This is a genomic window from Corynebacterium sp. NML180780 (assembly GCF_007786415.1).
In the GTDB taxonomy this organism is placed as follows: domain Bacteria; phylum Actinomycetota; class Actinomycetes; order Mycobacteriales; family Mycobacteriaceae; genus Corynebacterium; species Corynebacterium gottingense.
The window spans coordinates 154,713-176,947 of record NZ_VNKN01000004.1 but is presented as its reverse complement, the minus strand read 5'-3'; the positions used below and the strand labels follow the sequence as shown (position 1 = coordinate 176,947).

Annotated in this window: 27 protein-coding genes; 12 read left to right on the top strand and 15 right to left on the bottom strand. The window is 65.4% G+C overall.

The window, feature by feature from the left end:
* Nucleotides 1–163 precede the first annotated feature (163 nt).
* On the top strand, nucleotides 164–955 hold the full coding sequence (locus tag FPP74_RS03930; protein ID WP_095536698.1) for a hypothetical protein: 792 nt from the start codon (nucleotides 164–166) through the stop codon (nucleotides 953–955).
* 71 nt (nucleotides 956–1,026) lie between these two features.
* Nucleotides 1,027–1,542: a hypothetical protein gene (locus FPP74_RS03925; protein WP_095277264.1), complete on the top strand. Its 516-nt coding sequence runs from the start codon at nucleotides 1,027–1,029 to the stop codon at nucleotides 1,540–1,542.
* Nucleotides 1,543–1,560: 18 nt separating this feature from the next.
* Here the strand turns inward: FPP74_RS03925 and FPP74_RS03920 are convergent, their stop codons facing one another.
* The 4 genes from FPP74_RS03920 to FPP74_RS03905 are packed head-to-tail and all read right to left on the bottom strand — an operon-like array spanning nucleotide 1,561 to nucleotide 5,105.
* Entirely contained in the window at nucleotides 1,561–2,637 is a 1,077-nt protein-coding gene (locus FPP74_RS03920; protein ID WP_144717198.1) for a hypothetical protein, read from the bottom strand.
* A 22-nt stretch (nucleotides 2,638–2,659) separates the two neighbouring features.
* A complete protein-coding gene (gene dapF, locus FPP74_RS03915) occupies nucleotides 2,660–3,526 on the bottom strand; it encodes a diaminopimelate epimerase (protein ID WP_144717197.1) in 867 nt (288 codons plus the stop codon).
* Nucleotides 3,523–4,461, bottom strand: a complete 939-nt coding sequence (gene miaA / locus FPP74_RS03910) for a tRNA (adenosine(37)-N6)-dimethylallyltransferase MiaA (protein WP_144717196.1) — start codon at nucleotides 4,459–4,461, stop codon at nucleotides 3,523–3,525. Before miaA ends, dapF begins: the two co-directional genes overlap by 4 nt.
* On the bottom strand, nucleotides 4,458–5,105 hold the full coding sequence (locus tag FPP74_RS03905) for a hypothetical protein (RefSeq protein ID WP_255456055.1): 648 nt from the start codon (nucleotides 5,103–5,105) through the stop codon (nucleotides 4,458–4,460). Before FPP74_RS03905 ends, miaA begins: the two co-directional genes overlap by 4 nt.
* Before the next feature lie 195 nt (nucleotides 5,106–5,300).
* On the opposite strand from FPP74_RS03905, the gene FPP74_RS03900 reads away from it, so the two are divergent.
* Together FPP74_RS03900 and FPP74_RS03895 are read left to right on the top strand one after the other, a co-directional pair.
* The gene (locus tag FPP74_RS03900; RefSeq protein WP_144717195.1) at nucleotides 5,301–6,710 is read left to right on the top strand and encodes a DUF349 domain-containing protein; all 1,410 of its coding nucleotides are present in this window, start codon (nucleotides 5,301–5,303) and stop codon (nucleotides 6,708–6,710) included.
* Nucleotides 6,710–7,831: a GNAT family N-acetyltransferase gene (locus FPP74_RS03895; protein ID WP_255456054.1), complete on the top strand. Its 1,122-nt coding sequence runs from the start codon at nucleotides 6,710–6,712 to the stop codon at nucleotides 7,829–7,831. The genes FPP74_RS03900 and FPP74_RS03895 overlap by 1 nt, the downstream gene beginning before the upstream one ends.
* Here FPP74_RS03895 and FPP74_RS03890 read toward each other — a convergent pair.
* From FPP74_RS03890 to miaB, 3 genes are all read right to left on the bottom strand, one after another.
* Nucleotides 7,828–7,992, bottom strand: coding sequence for a glycerol dehydrogenase (locus FPP74_RS03890; RefSeq protein WP_095277275.1), 165 nt, complete (start codon nucleotides 7,990–7,992; stop codon nucleotides 7,828–7,830). The genes FPP74_RS03895 and FPP74_RS03890 overlap by 4 nt on opposite strands.
* A 91-nt stretch (nucleotides 7,993–8,083) precedes the next feature.
* Nucleotides 8,084–8,785 carry a hypothetical protein gene (locus FPP74_RS03885; RefSeq protein ID WP_255456053.1) on the bottom strand — a complete coding sequence of 234 codons (702 nt, stop codon included), beginning with the start codon at nucleotides 8,783–8,785 and terminating at the stop codon, nucleotides 8,084–8,086.
* Between the two features lie 45 nt (nucleotides 8,786–8,830).
* On the bottom strand, nucleotides 8,831–10,438 hold the full coding sequence (miaB, locus tag FPP74_RS03880) for a tRNA (N6-isopentenyl adenosine(37)-C2)-methylthiotransferase MiaB (protein ID WP_144717193.1): 1,608 nt from the start codon (nucleotides 10,436–10,438) through the stop codon (nucleotides 8,831–8,833).
* Nucleotides 10,439–10,573: 135 nt separating this feature from the next.
* On the opposite strand from miaB, the gene gluA reads away from it, so the two are divergent.
* The 4 genes from gluA to FPP74_RS03860 all read left to right on the top strand — a co-directional run bounded on the left by gluA (nucleotide 10,574) and on the right by FPP74_RS03860 (nucleotide 13,924).
* Nucleotides 10,574–11,302: a glutamate ABC transporter ATP-binding protein GluA gene (gluA, locus tag FPP74_RS03875; protein ID WP_165765484.1), complete on the top strand. Its 729-nt coding sequence runs from the start codon at nucleotides 10,574–10,576 to the stop codon at nucleotides 11,300–11,302.
* 49 nt (nucleotides 11,303–11,351) lie between these two features.
* A complete protein-coding gene (locus FPP74_RS03870; RefSeq protein WP_144717192.1) occupies nucleotides 11,352–12,227 on the top strand; it encodes a glutamate ABC transporter substrate-binding protein in 876 nt (291 codons plus the stop codon).
* A gap of 72 nt (nucleotides 12,228–12,299) precedes the next feature.
* The gene (gene gluC, locus FPP74_RS03865; RefSeq protein ID WP_144717191.1) at nucleotides 12,300–12,986 is read left to right on the top strand and encodes a glutamate ABC transporter permease GluC; all 687 of its coding nucleotides are present in this window, start codon (nucleotides 12,300–12,302) and stop codon (nucleotides 12,984–12,986) included.
* Entirely contained in the window at nucleotides 12,986–13,924 is a 939-nt protein-coding gene (locus tag FPP74_RS03860) for an amino acid ABC transporter permease (RefSeq protein ID WP_144717190.1), read from the top strand. The genes gluC and FPP74_RS03860 overlap by 1 nt, the downstream gene beginning before the upstream one ends.
* Nucleotides 13,925–13,963: 39 nt before the next feature.
* On the opposite strand, the gene recX is transcribed toward FPP74_RS03860, so the two are convergent.
* The 3 genes from recX to FPP74_RS03845 all read right to left on the bottom strand — a co-directional run bounded on the left by recX (nucleotide 13,964) and on the right by FPP74_RS03845 (nucleotide 16,203).
* Nucleotides 13,964–14,587 (bottom strand): recombination regulator RecX, encoded by a 624-nt coding sequence (gene recX, locus FPP74_RS03855; RefSeq protein WP_095555224.1) that lies wholly within the window; start codon nucleotides 14,585–14,587, stop codon nucleotides 13,964–13,966.
* Nucleotides 14,587–15,741 carry a recombinase RecA gene (gene recA / locus FPP74_RS03850; protein ID WP_144717189.1) on the bottom strand — a complete coding sequence of 385 codons (1,155 nt, stop codon included), beginning with the start codon at nucleotides 15,739–15,741 and terminating at the stop codon, nucleotides 14,587–14,589. The genes recX and recA overlap by 1 nt, the downstream gene beginning before the upstream one ends.
* 246 nt (nucleotides 15,742–15,987) lie before the next feature.
* Nucleotides 15,988–16,203, bottom strand: a complete 216-nt coding sequence (locus FPP74_RS03845) for a DUF3046 domain-containing protein (protein ID WP_095545843.1) — start codon at nucleotides 16,201–16,203, stop codon at nucleotides 15,988–15,990.
* A 74-nt stretch (nucleotides 16,204–16,277) separates the two neighbouring features.
* Between FPP74_RS03845 and FPP74_RS03840 the strand changes: the two genes are divergently transcribed.
* Genes FPP74_RS03840 through FPP74_RS03830 form a run of 3 tightly spaced genes read left to right on the top strand, consistent with a single transcriptional unit; the run spans nucleotide 16,278 to nucleotide 18,171 of the window.
* Entirely contained in the window at nucleotides 16,278–16,871 is a 594-nt protein-coding gene (locus tag FPP74_RS03840; RefSeq protein WP_144717188.1) for a biotin transporter BioY, read from the top strand.
* Nucleotides 16,871–17,560 carry an energy-coupling factor ABC transporter ATP-binding protein gene (locus tag FPP74_RS03835; RefSeq protein WP_144717187.1) on the top strand — a complete coding sequence of 230 codons (690 nt, stop codon included), beginning with the start codon at nucleotides 16,871–16,873 and terminating at the stop codon, nucleotides 17,558–17,560. Before FPP74_RS03840 ends, FPP74_RS03835 begins: the two co-directional genes overlap by 1 nt.
* A complete protein-coding gene (locus FPP74_RS03830; RefSeq protein WP_186439377.1) occupies nucleotides 17,560–18,171 on the top strand; it encodes an energy-coupling factor transporter transmembrane protein EcfT in 612 nt (203 codons plus the stop codon). Before FPP74_RS03835 ends, FPP74_RS03830 begins: the two co-directional genes overlap by 1 nt.
* 58 nt (nucleotides 18,172–18,229) lie before the next feature.
* On the opposite strand, the gene FPP74_RS03825 is transcribed toward FPP74_RS03830, so the two are convergent.
* The 4 genes from FPP74_RS03825 to pgsA all read right to left on the bottom strand — a co-directional run bounded on the left by FPP74_RS03825 (nucleotide 18,230) and on the right by pgsA (nucleotide 20,570).
* Nucleotides 18,230–19,087 carry a PspA/IM30 family protein gene (locus tag FPP74_RS03825; RefSeq protein ID WP_095277301.1) on the bottom strand — a complete coding sequence of 286 codons (858 nt, stop codon included), beginning with the start codon at nucleotides 19,085–19,087 and terminating at the stop codon, nucleotides 18,230–18,232.
* A 70-nt stretch (nucleotides 19,088–19,157) separates the two neighbouring features.
* A complete protein-coding gene (locus FPP74_RS03820) occupies nucleotides 19,158–19,538 on the bottom strand; it encodes a helix-turn-helix domain-containing protein (RefSeq protein WP_095277304.1) in 381 nt (126 codons plus the stop codon).
* A gap of 8 nt (nucleotides 19,539–19,546) precedes the next feature.
* Complete coding sequence (locus FPP74_RS03815) at nucleotides 19,547–20,041, bottom strand: CinA family protein (RefSeq protein ID WP_122085799.1); 495 nt, start codon at nucleotides 20,039–20,041, stop codon at nucleotides 19,547–19,549.
* Nucleotides 20,031–20,570 carry a CDP-diacylglycerol--glycerol-3-phosphate 3-phosphatidyltransferase gene (gene pgsA / locus FPP74_RS03810; protein ID WP_244213377.1) on the bottom strand — a complete coding sequence of 180 codons (540 nt, stop codon included), beginning with the start codon at nucleotides 20,568–20,570 and terminating at the stop codon, nucleotides 20,031–20,033. Before pgsA ends, FPP74_RS03815 begins: the two co-directional genes overlap by 11 nt.
* Nucleotides 20,571–20,616: 46 nt before the next feature.
* Here pgsA and FPP74_RS03805 point away from each other — a divergent pair, with 46 nt between their 5' ends.
* Complete coding sequence (locus FPP74_RS03805; protein WP_122085803.1) at nucleotides 20,617–20,910, top strand: YciI family protein; 294 nt, start codon at nucleotides 20,617–20,619, stop codon at nucleotides 20,908–20,910.
* A 31-nt stretch (nucleotides 20,911–20,941) separates the two neighbouring features.
* Here the strand turns inward: FPP74_RS03805 and FPP74_RS03800 are convergent, their stop codons facing one another.
* A complete protein-coding gene (locus tag FPP74_RS03800; RefSeq protein ID WP_095547151.1) occupies nucleotides 20,942–22,114 on the bottom strand; it encodes a TerC family protein in 1,173 nt (390 codons plus the stop codon).
* Nucleotides 22,115–22,235: the final 121 nt, after the last annotated feature.

Genomic DNA, 22,235 nt, shown 5'->3' with positions numbered 1-22,235 from the left:
GGGTTCGCGCGCCCAGCGCATTCCGAAGAATGCTTACGTTGTAGTTTACGTGTTTCTTCCAACACCGTGTGCATGCGGATCATTCCGTGCGCACAGTGCTTTGCGACGCCACCGCGACCCCGCAGTTCTCACCCCGGTGCATTCGCCGACTAGGCTGTGCTCCATGAGCGAAACTCTGAGTACCCGAGCCCAAGCGGCCACCGCGAGCAACGGCGCCCACCAGGACCTTGCTGCGATCGGCCTCGGTTTTTCCAAGTGGCAGGAAGCAGTCGAGCAGGCAATCGCCACCAACCGCCTCGAAGTCACGGGCGAGGTCCGTGGCGGGCAGCTGATTCAGTACGGCGACCCGTCGGGCGCGCAGCTCAACATCCTGGCTGTTGAGCCGTTTGCCACCTTCGCTGGCTTTGCGTCGCAAACGCGCACGTTTGCGCACATCACCCCGCTCAATGACGTCGTCGCACTGGCCGACGTTGTTGATCCGCACGGTAACACCATTTCCTCCGTTACCGTGAATCTGGCGCAGGGCCCGCTAATCGTCGACGAGCCGACGCTCCAGTGGCAGGAGCTGGGCATCACCGCACTGATGTTGGACCAGCAGCGTTTCGATTCCACCGACGCGTACCTGGCGGCCAACCCGGGTGCAGTCCTCGGCGCCGTGACCTCCCCTGGTGCGGAAGCCGTGGGCAACGGCGCGGCCACCACCCCCGACGCAGCGGCGCAGCTTTCCGCACGCGTCCTCGACGCGGAATACCGCACCTCCGAGCTGACCGGCCAGCGCTTCATTCACGCGTCCGTGGATGGCGCCTTCCCCTTCGACGTGTGCCTGCCGGACGGCGAGCTCCCGCAACGCGACTCCGTCATCGCCGGTACCGCGGTGCTCGCCGGCTCCATCCCCGCTCCGAGCGGCGGCGGGTGTGGCGGCTGTGGCGGTTCCTGTGGCTGCGGTGGGCACTAGGGATACAGACGCTCGGCTCCGGTGACCCCGTTGACATGGTCCCCACACGCCGATCGAGGAGGTGACCGCACGTGGATCCATCACGAAAAGACTTACTCCGCGCCTTGTGGGGCGCGCTGTTGTTCGCAGTGGCGGTCCTGCTGGTGATCTTCCTCCGGCTCCCAGGGCTCATGCTCACGCTGCTCCTCATCCCGCTCGCGCTCGCGATACACCGCCGGTACGACACGAATCCGGAGATCGCGTCGCTGAAGGCGTCGCTGCGCATCGCGCGCGACGACATGGAGGAGATCCTCCAAAGCTACGACGATCTCAAGTACGGCACGTCCACGCAGTCCGTCGCAGATCGCACGCTGCACTACCCGGCGCTAGCCAACGGCGACGTCTCGCAGCACGCCATCAGCGAGTTCCTGCTGCGCACCTCCTCGGCGCGCCGCTTCATCGCGCGCATTGACGGCTACCTGGAATCCCCGGACATTGACCGCTTCCAGCTAGAAAAGCTCATTGGCATTGCCGACGAGCGCGCGCTCGAGCTTTCCGAAGCGTGGGACGACGCCCGGCGCGTCGCGCGCCAAATCGGGCCCGCGTAGCGCTGCGAGCGCAACCACCTACAGCAACTGCTGCAGCTGCGACGGCAGTGTGATACCCAGCCGAGGCGCGACTGCGACTGCGCCGCCGACGAGGAACCCCAGCGCGGCGAGCACCCCAAGTGCGATGGCAACTGCCTTTCCCGCCGAGCTGGCCTGCTCCGTGTTTTCTGCTCTCGCCGGGACCGCTGGGGGCGCCGCGGTGTCGGCCAGGGGCTCACCTGCGGGTGCAGGGCCGTCGCCGTGACGCGTGCCGACGCCTCCTTGCTGGTTCACGTCCGCTTCCGTGGGGAAGCTGACCGTTACGTTGCCGCCCTGCGCGCACGCCTTGTCTGCCTGCTTCGTCGCGGCGACGTTTGCGCGCTCGTAGGCGATGGCTGCGGGGAGGTCGACGACGCGCGGTGCTTCCTCGTTAAACCTCCTGATCTGGTCCTGCGTCAGGTCCAGCTGTTCATTGGCGGAGAAAACCTTGCCCGGGTTCTGGGCGAACTCATCCCATCCTTCGTAGCCCATTTCGGCCCACGCTGCGTTTGCGGTCTCTCCCGGGAAGAGCTCAAACTCCCAGGAATTCGCCCTCCCGGACTCCACACGTTGCAGGTACGCGTCGGTTCGGGCTTGCGCTGCGACGATGTCCGTGATTGTTCCGGCCGTATCGGGGCCGTATGCGTCCTCGAGCGACGCAACTTCGCGTTCGTACTCTGCTTCGACGTCTGGGGCGACGTCGGTAAAGTTTTCGTAGCTGATCAAGGTCTCTACCACGGACTCGTTTGCTGCTAACGCATCGAGGCGCTTGAGTTGTTCGGGTGTGAGCGTGGTTTTACTCGCAACGATGAAGAGTCGCTCCAGCGCCACGGTGTCATACAGCGCGTACGCCTTGGCCTCGTCTTCGGTGAGGCTGACAAAGCAAGACTGCGCGCCCAGTAGCCCCGAGTCTTCCAGCGGGCCGACATCGGCGGCGTTGGCGGGTGGCGCCACTGCGGCCACTGCAACCACTGCGGCCATCGGGGCGGCCACGCTGGCGAGCCGCCGGGAACTGGGTCGCTTGGCGTCCCGGTGATCGTCGTGAAGTGGACGTGCAAACGAGGCTGCGAGGTGCATTGCGGCTACTTTCAAGGAGCTTCTACTGCGCGCCGGAGGGAGAAACGGCGTCCGCAGCGGGACCGGGAAGGATGAGATCTCCGTGCGCCACGATACGCGAGGGGCCCGTCATGCGCGCGGTTTGCTCCGAATTTACTGAGTCTTCGCTGATTGCAACTTCCACCGCACCGCCGGGGACGCGCACAGTGACGGTCCCAGCCGCCTCGCCTGCGGCACGCAGCGCGGCGGCCGCGGCGGCGACGGTGCCAGTCCCGCAGGAGCGGGTCTCTCCTACGCCACGCTCCCAGACGCGCATGGAACACTGCCCGTCGCGCGCCTCGGTGAGGAGCTCCACGTTGACGCCCTCCGGGAACACGGCAGCGTCAAACTCGGGGGCGGACAGCTCCATGGCTGCGAGCTCCTCAGCGGTCATGCCGGGCACGACCGCGGCGAGGTGCGGGTTCCCCACATCGACGGCGACGCCTTCAAAGGTGCGCGATCCGATAGTCGCCCAAGAGTCAGCCCCAACCCGCACGGCGCCCATGCCCACGGCAACGACGGCGTCGCGCTCGTCAAAGCGCTCGACGTGGATCCGCTTCACTCCTGCGCGGGTGTGCACGTCAAAGTCGTCGGCGGGTTCGAGGCCCTCGGCCTTGAGCACGTGGGCGAATGCGCGGATGCCGTTGCCGCACATCTCAGCGATCGAGCCGTCGGCGTTGCGGTAGTCCATGAACCAGGTGCCGTCGATACGCACGACGCGCAGCAGGCCGTCGCCGCCGATCCCGGCGCGGCGGTTGCACAGCCAGGCAACCTGTTCGGGGGCGAGGTCGAGCTGATTGTCGACGTCTACGAGTACGACAAAGTCATTCTCTGTCGCGTGGGCTTTGATGAACTGTTGCGGCTGAGTCATGGTTGCGAGTCTAGACGCAGCGCGCCCAGCGCCTGGTCGAGCGTCTCTCCCGACGCTGCGTCGAGCCACGCGATGCGGTGGTCCCGGTTGAACCACGAGCGCTGGCGGCGCACGTAGCGGCGCGTGCCGGTCACCGTGCGCTCGACGGCCTCGTCGCGGGAAAGCGTGCCTGCCATCATGTCAAGGACCTGGGCGTAGCCGATGGCGCGCCCGGCGGTGGAGTCGCGGACGAGCCCGTCACCGATGAGCGATTCGACCTCGTCGATGAGGCCGCGCTCGAACATGAGGTGCGCGCGTTGTTCCACGCGCGGGTTGAGCCACTCGGCGTTCGTGCGCAGCCCCACGATGCGTGTCCCCCAGCGCGGCGGCGCGTCCTTTGGCGGCTGGGACGCCTGGAAGGGCTTCCCGGTCAGCTCGATGACCTCGAGCGCGCGCACCGTGCGTCGCGGGTCCTTGTCCTCGATGACGCGGGCGGCTTCGGGGTCGATCGCGGCGAGCTCGTCGTGCAGCGCGTCGGTGCCGATGACGAGCCTGCGGTCCTCGTACTTTTGGCGAACTGCGGGGTCGGTGGGCGGGAACGTCCAGGCGTCGATAAGCGACTGCACGTACAGCATCGAACCGCCGACGAGGACGGGGACCTTGCCGCGCGCCATGATCTCCTCAACGGTGGCGACGGCGAGTGCCTGATACTCGGCCACGGACGCGGTCTTGGTGACGGGCCAGATGTCCAGCAAGTGGTGTGGGATGCCGCCGCGCTCGTCGGGGCCGAGCTTGGCGGTGCCGATGTCCATACCCCGGTAGAGCTGCATGGAGTCGACATTGACCACTTCCCCGCCGACGTGCGAGGCGAGCGCGATGCCCAGGTCGGACTTTCCGGACGCCGTGGGGCCAACGACGGCGATCGGGCTGATCGAGCCCGCGGATACGTGAGTCATGCGACCTCCCACAGCGCAACGTAGCGGCCGACGCCAAGCGACGCGTCAGAATCAACCAACTGGCTGCTCACCCGGTTGAGCCGGGCGAGTTCGAACCACAGCCCCGGCTCGAGCACGCCAAGCTCCTCCAAGTTTTCGGGCAGCGCGACATCCTCGCCGTCGGCGAAACGCTCCATTGCGCGGTGCAGTTCCGGAGCTCCGTAGATGAGCGCGAGCGGCGCGCGCTCGGTCAGGCCCGCCGACCCGTCCGCCACGACGATGGTGAGCACGCCTGGGTCAGGTGCTCCCACGTGGCTGCGCACCTCACGCACGCGGGTGCTCCGGCCGGCCAGCGAGGGTTGCGCGAGCGCGTAGCGGGCGACGAGCTCCGGCAGGTAGTTTCCCTCGCCGACGCTGACCTGTGGTGCGCCCCACGCGGCGAAGGAGCCAGTATGGACGGTGTAGTGCTGCTGGTTGCGGGGGCAGACAATGTCAATGGTCGCCGCTGTTTCTCGGGCACCTGAGGCGCCGAGGGCGTCTACCGCCTGCCCAACCGCCGTGCCGATCGCGCCGAGCACCCGCCGGGAGGGTTCGTGGGCCCCGGCGAGGGCGTCAACCAGGGCCGGCGACCCCGGCATGATGAGGACCTGTGCGCTGTGTTTCACCCGCACCACTCTAGTTGGCGTGCTCGGCGCGCAACCGGGTGGGAGGTCCGCTCCCGGAGCAAGGTTTGGCCGCGCAGCTGCCGGTACCCCTGTAAAGTTTGAGGAAGCACTCGCCACGCGGCGCCCTACAACGGACGCCGCGTGGCACTGGCAGCCGCGTCGCGCGGCACTTTGAACGTAGGGAAAGGACCTGCAATGACCACCTCGGACCAGACACCGAATCCAGCTCCGAAGCCCGGGGCGACCCCCGCTCCGAAGCCGGGCGTGAAACCTTCACCGGCCGCGATGCCGAACCGCTCGCCCAAGCCCGGTCCCGTGCCTGGTTCCGCAAACCCGCAGGCTGCCACCCCGTCCCCCGTCCCGCCGAAGGCGCCCGCGGTGCCCACCGCTGACCCGTCCAAGTTTGGTCGCATCGATGAGCACGGCGCGGTCTTTGTCACGCGCGGTGGCACGGAGCGCCAAATCGGCTCCTGGCAGGCAGGGACACCGGAGGAAGGCCTGGCGCACTACGGCCAGCGCTTCGATGACCTGGTCACCGAGGTCGAGCTGATCGAATCCCGCCTGGCAGCCCACCCGGACGACGCCGCGCAGCTTCGCCAGCGGGCCGAGGCGCTGAAGTCGACGCTGGACGAGCAGGCGGTCATCGGCGACCTGGACGCCCTGGACGCGCGACTGGACGCGGTCATCGCGGCATCGGACGTCGCCGGCCAACAGGCCCAGGAGGCGAAGGCGCAGCGCCGCGCCGACGCCATCGCCAGGAAGGAGGCGCTCGCGGCGGAGGCGGAGGAGCTCGCCGAAAACTCCAATGAGTGGAAGGCCGCGGGCGATCGCATTCGCGCCATCCTCGAAGAGTGGCGCACCATTCGCGGCATCGACCACAAGACGGACGACCAGCTGTGGAAGCGCTACTCGCGCGCCCGCGACGCGTTCAACCGTCGCCGCGGCTCCCACTTCGCCGAGCTGGACCGCAACCGCGCCGCCGCCAAGCGCGCCAAGGAGGAGCTGGTCGTGCGCGCCGAGGCCCTGCAGGACTCCACCGATTGGAACGAGACCGCGCGCGCGTACCGCGACCTCATGAAGGAGTGGAAGGCGGCCGGCCGCGCCCCGCGGGACGCCGACGACAAGCTGTGGGCCAAGTTCCGGGCGGCACAAGATAAGTTCTTCGGCGCCCGCGACGCCGTCAACGCCGAACGCGACCGCGAGTTCGAAGCGAACGCGCAAGCCAAGGACGCGCTGATCGCAGAGTACGAGCCGCTCATTGACCCGTCGAAGGGCCTCGGCGGCGCAAAGGCGAAGCTGCGCGAGCTGCAGGACAAGTGGGATGAGATTGGCTACGTCCCCCGCGGAAAGGTCCGCGAGTACGAGGACAAGATCAGCGCGCTCGAGCGCCGCGTCGCAGATGCAGAGGAATCCCGCTGGCGCAAGACCGACCCGGCAGCACAGGCCAAGGCTAACCAGTTCCAGGTCAAGGCAGATGACCTGACCAAGCAGGCTGAGGCTGCAGAGCAACAGGGCAACGCGAAAAAGGCCACAGAGCTGCGCGAACAGGCCGCCCAATGGCAGGAGTTCGCCGACGTGGCGTCCAAGGCGGTCAACGACAACTAGTGCTCGCCCCGCAACTCTTCGCGCCCCGCCCCGACGCCCACACTCCGCACGCTGCCGCAGACGACGCGGCACACGACGCGGCGGCCGCCGTCGTCGGGGCGTACGCCTTTTCCGCCACCCTAGCCATCCAGGACATCACCGGCATGGCCACCTCCGGCGTCACCGCCTCGCACATTGCGAAACGCCTCGAGCCGTCCGCTGAGTCCGCTGCGTACCTCTTCGCGCTCACAGATGCGCGTGCACCGCGCCCCGTCACCGACCTCGGATACCCCGAGTTGTTCGCAGCCGACCTCGAGCACGTCCAGGCGTGGGTCTTCGTCTCCCTGCCGCTCCTCGAGGACCTCACCGTCATCGAGGCAAACATCACCCTCGACGCCGCGATCGCACCCCTGCCAGGAGAACCCATCCCGGACGAACCATGGCGTGCCGCTCTCTCGCTTGTCGACGCCCTGTCGACCCAACTCGAGCGCCCCACCAGACACATCTGGGTAACCCATGCGCCGGGCGAATTTACCCCACCGGCCGCCGAGGAATTCGGCTACGCGCCCGCGTTCCGCGAGGATCAGGCGACGTTCCCGGTCGAGCACATCTCGGCACTCCCCACTCCCGCCGGTGACATCCATGTCGTGGAAGGCCCCGGGTTCCGCACGAACCGCACCGGCGCACCGGGCGAGGCGGAACAATTCGGCCGGTTGCTTACCGCGGCCTCACGCGACTACCCGCGCGGCGACCTGCGCCTGGACACCATCGAGTGGGACCTCCAGCGCATCACTGACGCGGGTGCCAGGCTGACCGACCGCGGCGGTGTACAGCTCACTGGGATCGTTCGTGCCGCGGGCGAGATCGCCGGTCTGTGCGAGGTTGTCCGCTACCTTTCGGATGACCCGAAGGTCTGCGAGCTTGGGCTCGTCTACGTGCTGCCCGAGCATCGCGGTCGCGGCCTCGGCGCGGGGCTCATTCGCGCCACGCTCGAGCACGCGCGGGATGTGTGGGAGGGCCTGGAGACCGCCTACTGCTCGTACCCCGACGGTTCCGCAGCTGCGGGATCCATCATGAGGGCGCTCTCCGCGGAGCCTGCCTCCGCCACGACAGCTTGGCAGAAGCTCGAGGAGACGGATTAGCTGCGCGGCCGGTAGAGTGCGTTCGCGGCGGACGACGTTGCCGCCGAGCCGACCAGCACCAGAATGGTGTAGAGGATGCCGGTGATGCCCAGCATCTGCAGCAGCCAACCGAAGAAGAGGGCACCGACGACGGCGCCGCCGATCGAAACAACCCAACGCATACACAAGTCCTTCCATGTGGGGAACAGGTAAAGTCTGGCCCTCCACCGTACCGATTCTCCGCTCCGCGCGGGTCGGCCCCGGTCAGTCCACCTAGTCCGTGGGGTGTTTGCGGTGGCGTTCGGCGGCCCGGGCGCGGCGATCGTCGATAAGCAGCGGGTTCTCGGCGTATCCCTGGGCCTGGCGGGTGGCTTCCTGCTGGGCCTTGGCCACGTCGTCGGTGTCGTCGAGCAGCGCGCGGCGCTCACCGGCCGCCCGCTGGGCTGCGTCGCGGCGGGTGATCACCGGGATGAAGGCGAACGTGGCCACTGCAACCGCGAGGATGGCCAGGTAGCTGCCCGGGCCGTGGTGAAATCCCTGGTCAAACGCATCGCTTGTGCGGCGGAGCCACAGCGCGAGCACAGACGCAAACAGTGAGACCGTCGTGAGCATCCACGCGGGCGCGGCGAAGACGAAGCGGCGGGTGGCCAGCGCCACCGTCGTGAGCACGCCCAGCCCGGCCAGCGACAGCCACAGGAACACGGTCTCCGTGAGCTTCGCCTGAACGCTTGCCGACGCCTCCGTAACCCCCACGAACTGCCAGCCGCTCACCCCGCCCGCAAACGGGAGGAAGAGTGCAATGAGGTACACCACGACGCAGCCGGCAAGCACCCAGAACCCCGCGTTGACCGGGATGGTCGCGCCCGCCGCCTTCTCGGCGCGTGCGGCCTGCTTGGCATCGCCGCCCTTGTAGGTGTGGGCGGCCGCGCTCTGCTCGGCGAGCCGATTGTCCTCGGGGTGTGGTGCCTGCGCCATGGTGGCCTCCAATGAGTGTGCGTGGAAGTGGTTCGGGCAGTGAGTCTAGTTGCAGCCGCACGCGCCGCCCGCTGCGGCGGTGCCGGTTGCGGGGTCCGCGTTAGTGGCGGGGCGGCCGATCGTCGGCAAGCCCAGGCCCACCCCGACCGGCGCCGTGGTGGGCACCTCACCTGCGGCCGAGTTATCGCCCGCCTTGGTGCGGCGGTGCGAGCGCACACCCGAATCCGCGATGAGGAAGTGGGGCTTGGAGTCAGTCACGGTCACGTGGACGATGTCTCCCGGGCGGATCTCGCCGTCGATGTTGCCCTCGGGTGTGAAGTGCACGAGTCGGCCGTCACGGGCACGGCCGGACATGCGGTGGGTCCGGTCGTTCTTGCGGCCCCCGTCGGCCTGGACGAGCAGCTCCTGGTCGGTGCCCACCAGCTTCGCGTTCTCCTCCTCGCTAATACGCTCCTGCAGGGCGACGAGGCTCTCGAACCGGTTCTGCACGACCTCCTTCGGCACCTGGTCCTCCATCTCGGCGGCCGGGGTCCCGGGGCGCGGCGAGTACTGGAAGGTAAACGCCGAGCTGAAGCGCGCCTGCTCCACCACGTCGAGGGTGCCTTGGAAGTCCTCTTCGGTCTCGCCGGGGAAGCCGACGATGATGTCGGTGGTGATCGCCGCGTGCGGGAGCTTTTCACGCACCTCGTCGAGAATTCCGAGGAACTTCTTGGTGCGGTAGGAGCGGCGCATGTCCTTGAGCACCTTGTCCGAGCCGGACTGCAGCGGCATGTGCAGCTGCGGGCACACGTTCGGCGTCTCCGCCATCGCGTCGATGACATCAGAGGTGAACTCGGCCGGGTGCGGAGAGGTGAAGCGCACGCGCTCGAGCCCCTCGATGTCGCCGCAGGCGCGCAGGAGCTTGGAAAACGCGGAGCGGTCGCGCTCCAGGTCTTCGTCGACAAAGTTCACGCCGTACGCATTCACGTTCTGGCCCAGGAGCGTAATTTCGGACACCCCCTGGTCCACCAGCGCCTGAACCTCTGCCAGGATGTCGCCGGGCCGGCGGTCCGCTTCCTTGCCGCGCAGGCTCGGCACGATACAGAAGGTGCACGTGTTGTTACAGCCGACGGACACGGACACCCAGCCCGCGTAAGAGGACTCGCGCTTCGCCGGCAGTACGGACGGGAAGACCTCAAGGGACTCGACGATCTCCACCTGCGCCTCGTCTTCCACACGAGCGCGGTCCAGCAGCGCGGGCAGCGCCGACAGGTTGTGGGTGCCAAACACTGCATCGACCCAGGGGGCCTTTTCCAAGACCGTGTCCCGGTCCTTTTGCGCCAGGCAGCCACCGACAGCGATCTGCATGCCGGGGTGCGCTTCCTTGGTCTTCTTCAACTGGCCGAGCGTGCCGTAGAGGCGCTTGTCCGCGTTTTCGCGCACCGCGCACGTGTTGAAGACCACGAGGTCGGCTTCGGTCTCCTGCTCCGCGGCGACGTATCCGGCGCGTTCAAGCATGCCGGAAAGTCGCTCCGAGTCATGCACGTTCATCTGGCAGCCGAAGGTGCGCACCTCGTAGGTGCGGCCGGCTCCACCGCTGGTCACTTCTTGCCCCTGAAGATTCTGTTGCTGCGTCACGGTTGCACAGTGTATCGCCGCCAACGCCCGCAGCATAACCGGGAATTCCACCGCCCGCGCCGCTCAAGTTACCCACAGTTTGGGGGAGGTTTACACAAAGTTTCACAAAACCATGTCACAGATCACTTGGATCGGCTAAATGTTATATGCATGACACAGGCTATTGAACCCATGATTCTCATGGAGGGCGTGCAGAAGTATTTCGGTGACTTCCACGCCCTGACTGACATCAATCTCACCGTTCCCAGAGGCGAGGTCGTCGTCGTGCTTGGCCCATCCGGGTCCGGCAAGTCAACCCTGTGTCGCACGATCAACCGCCTCGAAACCATCGAGGAAGGCTCGATCCACATCGACGGCAAGCTCCTTCCTGAGGAAGGGAAAGACCTTGCCAAGCTGCGCGCCGACGTGGGCATGGTGTTCCAACAGTTCAACCTGTTCCCGCACCTGACTATCCGTGACAACGTCACGATCGGCCCCATCAAGGTGCGCAAGTACAGCAAATCGGACGCAGTCAACCGCGCGAACGAGCTGCTCGACCGGGTTGGCATTGGCAACCAGTCAGGCAAGTACCCGGCGCAGCTTTCCGGCGGTCAGCAGCAGCGCGTCGCTATCGCGCGTGCCCTGGCCATGGACCCGAAGGTCATGCTTTTCGACGAACCCACGTCCGCCCTCGACCCCGAGATGGTGGGAGAAGTCCTGGACGTCATGAGCGAACTCGCCGCATCCGGCATGACCATGGTCGTAGTCACACACGAAATGGGCTTCGCCCGCAAAGTGGCGGACCGGATCCTCTTCATGGCTGACGGCGAGATTGTGGAGGACTCCGACCCAGAATCCTTCTTTACCAACCCGCAGTCGGATCGTGCCAAGGACTTCCTGGCCAAGATCCTTCCGCATTAACCCCTACGCCCTTCCCTCCCCCTCATCCCAATCCCAAAGGAGACCACTCATGAACCGCATCTTCCGCGCCCTGGCAACCACGTCCATCGCAGCACTCACCGCCACCATGCTCGTCGCGTGCGGCGGCGCCTCGAGCGCGAGCGGCGACGGCCTACTCGCCCAAATTGAGGCGGGCAACGTCACCCTGGGCACCAAGTATGACCAGCCGGGCCTCGGCCTGCGCGAGGCAGACGGCTCTATGACCGGCCTGGACGTGGAAATCATGACCTACGTGGTCAATTCCATCGCCGATGCGAACGGCTGGGAGCATCCCGAGATCACCTGGCGCGAAACCCCATCAGCGCAGCGCGAAACCCTGATCCCAAACGGCGAGGTCGCCGCCATTGGCGCAACCTACTCCATCAACTCCTCTCGTGCAGAGGCCGTGAGCTTCGGCGGCCCCTACCTGCTCACCCACCAGGGCCTGCTCGTGCGCAGCGAGGGTAATGACATCAACGGCCTGGATGACCTGGACGGCCGCATCCTGTGCTCCGTCACCGGCTCCACCCCGGCGCAGAAGGTCAAGGACGCGCTCCCCGGCGTGCAGCTCCAGGAGTACGACACTTACTCTTCGTGCGTCGAGGCTCTGCGCAACGGCAACGTCGACGCGCTGACCACAGACAACACTATTTTGGGCGGCTACGCGGCCCAGTCCCCGGGTGACTTCAAGGTCGTGGAGCTGGAAAAGGACGGCGAGCACTTTACCAACGAGCACTACGGCATCGGCGTGACCAAGGACGACACCGAAACCGTCGACGCCATCAATACCGCGCTCAAGGCAATGTACGAGGACGGCTCCTTTGACACGTTCGTCGACGAAAACCTCGAGGGCGGCGTAGGTGTCGAGCAGGACAAGCCGGGCGACCTGTCCTTCCTGGAGCAGTAGGCGCTCCCCACGCGCCTGCGCGCCCCGCGCCAGCCCCCAATCTATTCACCGCACTGCACCGAGGAGTCAACTATGGACGCCCTATGGGCCGACCTGCTGCCAAAGCTTTGGCCCGCATTTTTCACCACAATCCGGCTCACTGTCTATTCGGCCATCGGCGCGATGCTCTTGGGCACGCTGCTGACGGCAATGCGCGTCTCGCCGGTCGGTGTGCTGCGCGGGCTCGCCACCACCTACATCGAAACGGTGCGAAACACCCCACTCACCCTGGTTGTGCTCTTCTGCTCGTTCGGTCTGTTCCAAAACCTCGGGCTTGAACTGGCCAGCAGGGACTCCTCGACGTTCATCGCGGATCAGAACTTCCGCCTGGCGGTGCTCGGCTTCATCCTGTACACCAGCTGTTTCGTCGCCGAGTCGCTCCGAAGCGGCATCAACACCGTCCACTTCGGCCAGGCCGAAGCTGCCCGCTCATTGGGCTTGAGCTTCGGGCAAATATTCTCGCTCATTATTTTCCCGCAGGCCGTCCGCGCGGCGATCGTGCCACTGGGCAACACGCTGATCGCGCTGACCAAGAATACGACCATCGCGTCAGTCATCGGTGTCGCCGAGGCATCGCTGCTGATGAAGTCCACGATCGAGTTCCATGCCAACGAGCTCTTCGTCGTCTTCGGCGTCTTCGCCGCCGGGTTCCTCATCCTCACCCTGCCGATGGGCCTCGCCCTCGGCTGGCTTTCTGACCGATTGGCGGTGAAGCGCTAATGTCCGTACGCGCAACAGTTCTTTACGACGCCCCCGGCCCCAACGCCGTCAAACGCAACTACATCTACACCGCCGTCACCATCGCCGTCCTCGCTGCGGCCGCGTGGTGGGTGATGAGCACGCTCGCCAGCAACGGCCAGCTCGAGGCCGCAAAGTGGACCCCCTTTGTCCAGGCCAACACCTGGACCACCTACATCCTGCCTGGACTCCTCGGCACACTGAAGGCAGCCGCGCTCTCCATCGTCTTCGCCATCGTCTTCGGCGTGATCTTCGGCCTCGGCCGACTCGCCCAAACCAAGGTGGTGCGCTGGTTGTGCGGCGTGATCATCGAGTTCTTCCGCGCCATCCCAGTGCTCATGCTCATGATCTTCCTGTACCAGCTCTTCGCGGTATTCAAGATCGTTCCTCCGAAAGGGCTCGCGTTCTGGGCCGTCGTCATCGCGCTGACGCTCTACAACGGCGCCGTCATCGCCGAGATCCTCCGCGCCGGCATCAAGTCGCTCCCGCGCGGGCAGTCGGAGGCAGCGCAGGCCCTGGGCATGTCGCACTGGCAGACCATGTGGCAGATCCTGCTCCCCCAGTCCGTCGCCGCAATGCTGCCGGCGCTCATCTCTCAGATGGTCATTGCACTGAAGGACTCGGCACTGGGCTACCAGATCGGCTACATCGAAGTTGTCCGTTCGGGCACCCAGGTCGCGTCCGCGAACAAGAACTACATCCCTGCGCTCATCGTCGTGGCAATCATCATGATCGCCATCAACTTCCTGCTCACCCGCTTGGCGTCACGCGTTGAGCACCAGCTTCGCGCAGGTCGCGCGCGCCGCAACCCCTTTGCCAAGGTTCCCGAGCAGCACAACCAGGGCCTGGAAACCAAAGACAACGTCAACGTGGACTGGCACAACCCCAACTACACCAAGGTTGCCAACCCTGACCAGTAGGCGCGGGGCATCGCCTCTCGACGCCACGCCCCACGCCACCTACTCCCCCTCGAGCTCCGCGAGACGCTGCTCAAGCACCTCGCGGCCCAGGCGCAGCGCCATCCCCTCGGGGAAGCCACGGCGCGCCATCGCGCCGACGATGCGTCGCAACACCTTGTCGTACTCGGCCCGCTCGTCGGGGCGGTGCCTCACCTGGCGGGCCTTCTTCTCTGCCACCGCACGCGCGGTGGCCTCCTCGTCTGCTTCACTGAGCTGCGCTAGGGCCTCGGCACGATCGGCCTGAGCCACGCCCTTTTGCTGCAACTCCCTGTCCAGGAACCGCGATGACTTCCCGCGCCGTTTCGCGCGCTGCCGCACCCACTCGTGGGCGAACGCCGCGTCGTTGAGCAGCCCGGACCCCTCGAATTCATCAAGAACGTCCTCAACGAGCTGTGGCTCGAACTCCGCGCGCAGGAGGCGGGAGCGCAGCTCGTCGCGGGAGCGCGCCCGCTGGTCGAGCAGCCCCAGCGCCCGCTTTCGCACTGGGGCCAGGGCCTCCTCCCGAGTGCGGTCGAAGAGCTGGTTGCTCCCCTCGCCGCGTTCGTAGGCCTCGACGGCCTCCTTGAGCTGCTCAAGTTTTTCCGGGTCAGGCTGGGCCGGCCCCCGATCGCGTGGGCCCGCCACTACTTCGCGTCAGCGGCGGACGCACCGGCCGGGGTGCCGTCGCCGACTTCGTCGTCGTCGAAGTCGACGTTGGGGACCATGTCCACGGGATCGTCGCTAAGCTCATCGCCCTCGCTGTTGTTGGACTTGGCGTACGCGCCGACGCCGAGGGCCTGGAAGATCTTGTCCTCGATCTCATTGGCCAGGTCCGGGTTGTCCTTGAGGAAGTTGCGGGCTTTCTCCTTGCCCTGGCCGAGCTGGTCGCCCTCATAGGTAAACCAGGAGCCGGACTTCTTGACGATGCCGTTGTCCACGCCGAGGTCAATGATGGAGGACTCGCGGGAGATGCCCTCGCCGTACATGATGTCGAACTCGGCGATCTTGAACGGCGGCGAGACCTTGTTCTTCACAATCTTCATCTTGGTGCGGTTACCAATGGAATCCTGGCCGTCCTTCAGGGTCTGGATTCTGCGCACGTCACAACGCACGGAGGCGTAGAACTTCAGCGCCTTACCGCCGGTGGTAGTCTCCGGCGAGCCGAACATCACACCGATCTTCTCGCGCAGCTGGTTGATAAAGATCGCGGTGGTGCCGGAGTTGTACAGCGCACCGGTCATTTTGCGCAGCGCCTGCGACATCAGGCGGGCCTGGAGGCCGACGTGGGAGTCGCCCATCTCGCCCTCGATTTCCGCCTTCGGCGTCAGCGCCGCGACGGAGTCAATCACGATGATGTCGATGGCGCCGGAGCGCACCAGCATGTCCGCAATCTCCAGGGCCTGCTCACCGGTATCCGGTTGGGACACCAGCAGGTTATCGGTGTCCACACCGAGCTTGCGCGCGTACTCCGGGTCGAGCGCGTGCTCCGCGTCAATGAACGCGGCAATACCGCCGGCGCGCTGGGCGGACGCGATTGCGTGCAGCGCCACCGTCGTCTTACCGGAAGATTCCGGCCCGTAGATCTCTACGACACGGCCGCGGGGCCAGCCACCGATGCCGAGGGCGACATCAATCGCGGTATTGCCCGAAGAAATGGATTGGATTGGCGGGCGGTTATCGTCTCCGAGACGCATAATCGCGCCCTTGCCAAAGTCCTTCTCAATCCGAGCCATCGCCGCATCGAGCGCGTTTTGACGTTCGTTGCCGCTATTCGCGGCAGCCTTCTTCTTCGCAGCCATGTTGTTCTCCTTTATGTCTTTCGTAGGTTCGCACGCGGCACCGTGGCCGCCCTTTATCTATTAGACGCACGACCATAGGGGTGCGGTTCCCTCTGCCACCAATCTTTTTCTCCTGTGGCGCTGATTGGCACTCTACGGCAGGGCGCGGACACGCAACGACTATACACGCATAGGTGTTCGAGTACACGTCGCGACACACAAGTGGGTCCACCCCTACACAGCGCGCCGCAGACAAAGGGCCGCGCGCTACTTCCCAGGCCGGTCTACGCCCAGGCGGCGCTCCTGCGGCACGTCAAAGGAGTCACACAGTCGCTCCCACGCCACCTTCGGATCGACCCCGCTTTCGATCATCTCTGCAGCCGTTTCGCCCTCCACGGAAAGCACCTGGGACTGGATAATCCAACCGGCGCGATCCGAGCCGAATTCGTCTTCCACCAACTGCCGAAATTCCGTCAAGCGCATGCCGTCTAACCTACACGCGCACCGCTCCCTCCCCGCATCGAACGAGTTGAACAGCGTTCACTAAGATTTCACCCATGAGTACACACACCAACCCGGCAGCAACTGCGGGGTCCAAGCCCGGTATCACCGCCGTCGACATTGCCTACATCGCCGTCTTCGCGGCCATCTTCTGGATCCTCGGTTTTGTCTCCATTCCCGTCGGCACCGCAGGCGTGCCGATCGTCCTGCAAAACGCCGTCGCAATCCTCACCGGCCTGGTCCTCGGCGCTCGCCGCGGCACCGCCTCCGTCGTCCTCATCCTGCTCATCGGGCTCGCGTTCCCGGTCCTCGCGGGTGGTCGCACCACCCTCTACGCCCTCGGATCCCCCACGGCGGGATACCTCGTCGGTTACATTATCTCCGCGGCCGTCGCCGGGGCGATCGCCTACTCCGCGCTCCGCTCATCCAAAGCCGGACGAGTCATCCTCTTCCTCGTCGCCGGCTACCTCGGGCTCGCCCTGCAGTACCTCTTCGGCGTCTTCGGACTCATGCTCCGCGCCGACCTTTCCTTCGGTGCCGCATGGCTCGCCCAGGTCCCCTTCTTGCCCACCGATGCCGCGAAGATCGCCGTCATGGTCATCATCGCGCTCGCCGTTCACGCCGCGTTCCCCGACATGCGCCGCCGCTAATGCCCACCATCGAATTCCGCGGTGCCACCGTCTCCTACGATGGCCGCACAGTGCTCGCACCCCTCAACCTCACGCTCACGGAGCGCCGCATCGGCATCATTGGCTCCAACGGATCCGGCAAATCCACCACCGTCCGCCTCATCAACGGCCTCATCACGCCGTCCGAGGGGCAGGTGCTTTTCGATGCCATGTCACCCTCCACCGACGGCAAAACCATTCGCAAACGCGTGGGCTTTGTGTTCTCTGACGCGGAGTCGCAGATCGTCATGCCGCGCGTGCGCGACGACGTCGCGTTTTCCCTTCGCCGCTTCAAACTTCCCCGGCAGGAAGTGCGCGACCGCGTCGACGCAGCACTCGAGCGATTCGGGCTGAGCGACAAGGCTGACGCATCCCCGCACACACTCTCCGGCGGCGAAAAGCAGCTTCTCGCACTGGCCTCGGTCTTGGTAATCCGCCCGGAGACGATCATCGCCGACGAGCCAACGACCCTCCTGGACCTGCGGAACCGGCGTCGCATCATCAGGGAGCTCGACGCGCTGGACCAGCAGCTGATCGTCGTCACCCACGACCTGGACATGCTGCGCGACTTCGACCGAGTCATCTGCATAAATGACGGCGAGCTGGCGTACGACGGGAACCCCGACGAAGCGATCGCTTTCTACACCGAGCTCATGGAGCAGACATCGTGATCCGTACGCTCCCCCTCGGCGTCTACGTCCCCGGCGACTCGGTGCTGCACCGCGCGCATCCGACGGCGAAGTTCGTCGCGCTGCTGGTCTTCATCATCGCCGTCACCTTGCTCCCCACGCGCCCGTGGCACGCACTCGCCGCGCTCGGGCTTGTGGTCGCCCTCTACGCCGTGGCAGCCATCCCGCCGCGCATTGCAGCGGAGCAGGCGCTGCCAGTGCTCCCCCTGTTGGCGTTCCTCTCCGCGTTCCTCTGGTGGCAAAACGGTCTCGCCTCAGCTGCCGCCACGTTCTTCGGGCTCTTGTCCACAATCGCCGCAGCGAATCTACTCACGCTCACCACCACGGTGGAGGCGCTTTTAGACGCGCTTGATCGCAACCTTGCGCCACTCCAGCGTTTCGGAGTTCCCGTAAACACAATCAGCCTCGCCATCGCCTTGACGATCAGGCTCGTCCCACTCATGCTGGCAACAGCCAATGAGGTTCTGGAAGCGCGCAAGGCGCGTGGGCTCGGGCTCTCCGTCACCGCGTTTGGCATTCCTCTGGTGATTCGTGCCGTCTTGCGAGCGCGCATGATCGGAGAAGCACTGATGGCCCGCGGCGCGGTAGATTAACCGCGCCGCGGGCCATCAATGGGGACGTTTGCGCCACGCTCTCGCGCCGGCGCCCTCCTTAGTTCTCGCCGCGAAGCTCACGCATGCGCTGCGCGACAGCGTCGTCGCTGACGTTCGCGCCGTTGCCTGCTGCGCCCTGCGCATTGCCGGCTGCACCCTGCGCGTTCTGCTCGATGGCAGGCTTGGAGCCGGAAGACAGTTCGCCGGACATCTCCGCGCGGATCTGCTCGAGACGGCCGTGACCCGCCATCTGGATGCCGGCGCGCTCGACCTCGGCCATACGGCCCTGGACGGAGTTCTCTGCCAGCTCGGCGGAGCCGAGTGCCTTTGCATAGCGGCGCTCGATCTTGTCGCGCACCTGATCCAGGTTCGGTCCGGAGGCGGTGATGGAGTTCATGGACTGCATGGTCTCCGAGACCTTCTCCTGCATCTTCGCCTGCTCCAGCTGGCTGAGCAGCTTGGAGCGCTCTGCCACCTGCTGCTGCAGGTGCGCAGCGTTGCGCTCAACCGCCTGCTTGGCCTGGGTGGCCTGCTGCAGCGCCTGGTCGTGCAGCTGCTTCGTTTCCTCGATGCTCTGCTCCGCGGTGACCAGCTGCGCGGCGAAGGCCTCGGCCGCATTCTCGTACTCCTGGGCCTTCTGGGCGTCTCCACCCTCGCGGGCCTTGTCCGCCAGCTGCAGTGCCTGCTTGGTGTTCGCCTGCAGCTTCTCCACCTCTTCCAGGCGGCGGTTCAGCTGCATCTCGATCTGGCGCTGGTTACCAATCACCGCCGCAGCCTGCTGCGACAGCGCCTGGTGCTGGCGCTGTGCCTCACCGATGGCCTGCTCGATCTGCACCTTCGGATCAGCGTTCTCCTCGATCTTGTTGTCAAAGAGCGCCATGAGGTAGTTCCAGAACTTCGCAAACGGGTTAGCCATAATACTTCAAGAACCTTTCGTTACCTGTCAGTCACACTAATAATCCAACACTCTAGTGTGCTGGGCCGAGTTATGCTTCCGCTGCGGCCGGTGAAGTTGTTGCCAATTCCTCCTGAATGGAGTGCAGCGACATGTTCGCCACGACCTCCATCAGCAGCTCCGCCACCGACGTGTCCAGCGCGGTGCAGATGGCCGCGAGCAGCTCAGAAGAGACCTCCTTGCGGCCGCGCTCCAGCTCCGAGAGGTAGCCAGAGGACACACGCGCCTGCTTTGCCAGCTCGCGCAGCGTCACGCCCTTATCGGCGCGGTAGGCGCGCAGCGACATGCCGAGGGCCTCGCGCAGCAGCGGCTCGCGCTCCTGCACCTCCGGGGCGAGGGGGCGCCCCGCCGCGCCCTCGAGCGCGGCGGGGCGGATCATCGGTGATTCATGTACGAGAGTTGTAGTTGCCATCACGAGTTCTAACGGTCCTCCCCTTCTGTTTGTTCCCGGACTTCGTTGTACAGGGCCGACAGCGCCGCGCCCACCGCCGCCTCGCGGATTTCCTGGCGTGAACCGCGCAGCGGCTCGGTGCCACCCGCGGCCAGGGCGAAGCTCCGTCGCGGACCCGCGATGCCGACCCACACCTCGCCAACCGGGTGCCCGTCCTGCGGGTCGGGTCCGGCAACGCCAGTCAGCGCGACGCCGTAGTCCGAACCACAGACTCGGCGCGCGCCTTCGGCCATGGCACGCGCCGTGACGGGGCTGACGGGGCCGTTCGCTTCCAGCACCGCGTGCGGTACGCCGGCCAGCGACTCCTTCAGGTCCGTCGCGTAGGTGACCAGGCCGCCCCGCAGCACTGCGGAAGCGCCCGGCACCTGCGCCACGGTCGCGGCCGCGAGGCCTGCGGTGAGGGATTCGCAGAAGGCGAGGGTGGCGGGGGCGTCGATAAGCAATGCGACGAGCTCACGCTCCATTGTTGGCCTTTCGCGCGTCCACGAGGTACTGCACGCCCGTGACCACGGTGACCAGGACGGCAATGAGCATGACCGTGAGCGTCGGGAGGTCCATCCAGCCAGGCAGTGGGCACAGGTACATCCCTACGCCGACGGTCTGCAGCACCGTCTTAAGCTTGCCGCCCTTGGAAGCTGGAACGACGTGGCCCTGGCGCAGCATCCACATCCGCCAGACTGTAATACCCAGCTCGCGGCCGATGATGACCACCGTGATCCAGACGGGCAAGGAGCTCGCGATGTTGAGCGTCACCAGCGCGGTAATCATCAGTGCTTTGTCCGCGATCGGGTCCGCGATCTTGCCAAAGTCGGTGACAATATTGCGCGCGCGGGCGATGTCACCGTCGAGCTTGTCCGTGATCATGAGGGCCACGAACAGGCCAAAGGCCCACCACCAGTGCTGCGTGAGCACAAGCCACGCAAACACGGGGATAAACAGAATTCGCAGCAACGTCAGAGCGTTGGGCAGATTCCAATTGGACTGAGTCTTCACAAAAACCAGCCTACCTATCCATTCGCTGTGGCCTAGACTGCCACCCATGAAGTATTTTGCGTTTACCTATATCTACGGCGAGGACACGGCGCTTGTCGACGCCATCCGCCCCGCCCACCGCGAATTCATCGCCAGCCAGCTGTCGCTGGGACGGATCGTCGGCTCCGGCCCGTACGCGGGCGGCGAGCAGGCACTCATCATCCTGCAGCTGCCGGACACCGCCACGGTCGCGGACGCCGAGGAAATCATGGACGCGGACCCCTACACCGAGAAGTCCGCGCTCGCGTCCCGCGAGGTCCACGAGTGGAACCCGGTGAGCAATATCTTCGCCGGGAAGTAAGCCGGCGTTTCGGCCGGGACGCCCCTCGTCCCTACTTCTTACCGCCGCGGGCGACGTGCAGGTGATCCGTCTCCCGCGAACCCGTGGCGGTGTGATCGCCCTTGCCGGAGGTAGCCGGATCATCGACCCACTCGATGTGGTGACCGTACTTGTCCACCTTGCGGCGGTTGCCATGGTCGTCATAGTCGATGTGGTAGCTCGTCTCGTTCGGATCCATCTTGCCGGCCTTCACGTCGGCCCGATCCTTAAGGATCGACGCCACCGCAGTGACCACGAGTACGCCCACAATCACCACCAGCGAGGCCACAGTGCCAACCTCCGGTACGGCCAGGCCCTCGCCCCCGTTAATGAACGGCAAGTTGTTCTCATGCAGTGCATGCAGCAGCAGCTTCGCACCGATGAAGCCCAGGATGATCGCGAGCCCGTACGGCAGGTACACGAGCTTGTCCAGCAGGCCATTGAGCAAGAAGTACAGCTGACGCAGGCCCAGCAGCGCGAAGGCGTTCGCGGTGAAGACCAGGAACGACTCCTGGGTGATACCGAAGATAGCCGGAATGGAGTCGAACGCGAACATCACGTCGATAAAACCGATGGACAGCAGCGCCACAAACAGTGGGGTCACTGCCTTCTTCCCCGCCTCAGTCTTCGACACCAGTCGGTCACCGTGATACGACTTGGTCACCGGAATGACCTTGCGCAGCGTTTTCACCACGAACATGTCGTTCGGGTCTTCGTCGGGCTGGTCTGTCGCCTCGTCGTAGATGAGTTTGATCGCCGTGTAGATCAGGAAGGCTGCGAACAGGTAGAACACGTCCGACCACGCCTCGATGATCACCGCGCCCAGCAGGATGAACAGGAGGCGGAAGACCAGCGCCATGACAATGCCGATCAGCAGCACCTTTTGCTGGTACGCCCGAGGGATTTTAAAGGCGCCCATAATCAAGGCGAACACGAACAGGTTATCCACCGACAGTGAAAGCTCGGTGATGTAGCCCGTGAAGAACTGTACGCCGTGCTCGGCGTCCCAGAGCCACCAAACGATGCCGCCAAAGATTGCGGCCATCGTCATGTAGAAGGCGGCCCAACCTCCGGACTCTTTCATCGTGGGCTCGTGCGCATTTCGCACGTGCGAGACGAAGTCAAAGACGAAGAAGCCGAGAATCACCGCTGAGGTGATGAGCCAGATATACAGGGGCACATGCATAGACATATCCTCCGGTCAGAAGTTGAACAAAAATGACCGGAGGTCTCCCCCACCCAGCGCGGGGCGACCCGGACCGGGGCAATCGCTTACCGACGCTTCCGTGTTGACGGTCCAGGCGCTT